The organism is Actinophytocola sp., assembly GCF_045807065.1.
Classification (GTDB): Bacteria; Actinomycetota; Actinomycetes; order Mycobacteriales; family Pseudonocardiaceae; genus Actinophytocola.
On the sequence record NZ_JBJMIE010000625.1, the window covers coordinates 1 to 2065 of the forward strand.

Below are 2065 nucleotides of genomic sequence, written 5' to 3' on the forward strand. Positions count from 1 at the left end.
ACGGTCCGGCGGACCGTGCGCCACCACCGCCGTCAGGCGCCCTCGCAGGTCAGCTTCGGGTCCACCCACTCCGAGTGGTCGTAGTTGTTGTTGTCCGGCCCGACGCCGGTCACCAGCACCAGCTCGGTGACGCCGGTGACGTCCACCGCCACCGGGACCGCGGCCTGGCCACCGACCACGACGCCGGTCTCCGCCAGCACCTTCCCGTCGCCGAGCACCGTGAACGTGACGGAGCCGCGCTTGCCGGTCTCGTCGTCGATGCCGGCGCCCGCGGTGAACCGCGAGCAGTGGGTGCCGAGGTAGTACTTCATCTCGGAGGCGGCGTGGGGCGCGATGCCCTTGGCGTAGGTGACCCCGGCGATCGTCAGCGCATGCCCGCCCACGCTCCTGTCGACGCCCAGCGAGCCCCAGCCGACCTGTGTGCTCACCGGCGCGAGGTCCGAGAGCCACGGCGTGCCGACGGGTCTCGTCGCGATCGACACCGCGCCGTACCCGGACAGCCGGCCGCCGCGGTAGCGGATGTCGGCGGTGAGCGGGTGCGTGCCGTTCTGGGCGGTGGCCGGGGCGGTGACCGTGAAGCCGACGGTCGCGGTGCGACCCGGCCACAGCACGGGCAGCCGGGTGCGGCTGTGAGCGCGCACAGTCCAGCCGTCCGGTGCGGCGAGCGCGACCCGGACGTCGGTCACCGGCCGCGACCCGTCGTTGGCGACGCGCACGCTGGCCGTGAACGTCTCGCCCGGTTCGGCGTAGCGCCCCGTGTCGTCGACGACGTCCGTCGCCACGGCCGGCTGGCCGTGCCGGCCCGGCCGCACCACGAACATCCGCGCGGCGTGCGGCGGCACGGAGGCCCGCACCTGTGCGCGGGTGACGACCGTGGTGTTCGCCCACAGGTCGCGCATCGCGTAGGAACGCGCACGCGGCAGCCCGAGCGCGGCGGCCGTCGTCCCGACCTGCGCACCCGCGACACCGCGGTTGAGCAGCACGACCGCGGCGCCGCCGTTCGACATCGGCTTCGCCCAGACCTCCAGGTCACCGCTGTCGGCGATCTTGTGGCCCTGGATGCCCGCCCAGTCCTGGTTCACCGCGATCACGTCCGGGTCGGTGAGCAGCGCACGGGTCGTCGCGTCCATGGACCGCACGTCGTTGCCGGCGATCAGCGGCGCGTTGAGGACGCTCCACAGGCTCATGTGCGCCCGGTACTCCTCGGTGGTCATGCCGCCGTTGCCGACCTCCAGCATGTCGGGGTCGTTCCACGCGTTCGGTCCCGAGTACGCCTCCAGCCCGACCTGCTGGTCCAGGATGGACACCATGCTCCCCCACCGGTCGGTGATGTCGCCGGTGGTCCGCCAGTAGTGCCCGCCGACCCGCGCGGCCCACTCCCACGGCTTGTTCTGGCCCCATTCGCAGATCGAGAACACGATGGGCCGCCCGGTCGCCGCGAGCGCGTCGGCCATCGCCGTGTACCGCTCGATCGCCGGCCGCCCCTGGTTGTTGCAGTTGTCGTACTTGAGCAGGTCCACGCCCCACTCGGCGAAGCTGGTGGCGTCGGCGGTCTCGTGGTCGAGGCTCGCCGGCAGGCCCTGGCAGGTCTTCGTGCCGGCCGAGGAGTAGATGCCGAGCTTCAGCCCGCGCGCGTGCACGTAGTCGGCGACCGCCTTGATACCGCTGGGAAAGCGCACCGGGTCCGCCTGGAGGCGACCCTCGGCGTCCCGTTGCGGGGCCATCCAGCAGTCGTCGATGTTCACGTACTCATAGCCGGCGGCCGCCATGCCCGAGGACACGATCGCGTCCGCGGTCTCGCGGATCAGCTCCTCGTTGATGTCGCAGTGGAACTTGTTCCAGCTGTTCCAGCCCATCGGCGGGGTCGGCGCCAGGGACGGTTTCTCCACGGTGGACGGCCGCGCGACGGGCGTCGCGGCCGCCTGTGGACCGACGACCGCGAGCGAGACGGCGCCGAGCACGGCGAGCAGGGCACCTGGGACCGGACCGACCAGACGGCGTCGGCTCATCGTCACCTCCGAGGCATCGGATGTGTGCACAGCGTAAACCCAGGTGGCGCACAGGA

1 protein-coding gene is annotated in these 2065 nt (G+C 72.2%); it reads right to left on the reverse strand.

The window, feature by feature from the left end; genetic code table 11:
• Positions 1-32: 32 nt before the first annotated feature.
• The gene (locus tag ACJ73U_RS36415; RefSeq protein ID WP_407782301.1) at positions 33-2009 is read right to left on the reverse strand and encodes an NPCBM/NEW2 domain-containing protein; all 1977 of its coding nucleotides are present in this window, start codon (positions 2007-2009) and stop codon (positions 33-35) included.
• Between the last annotated feature and the right edge of the window lie 56 nt (positions 2010-2065).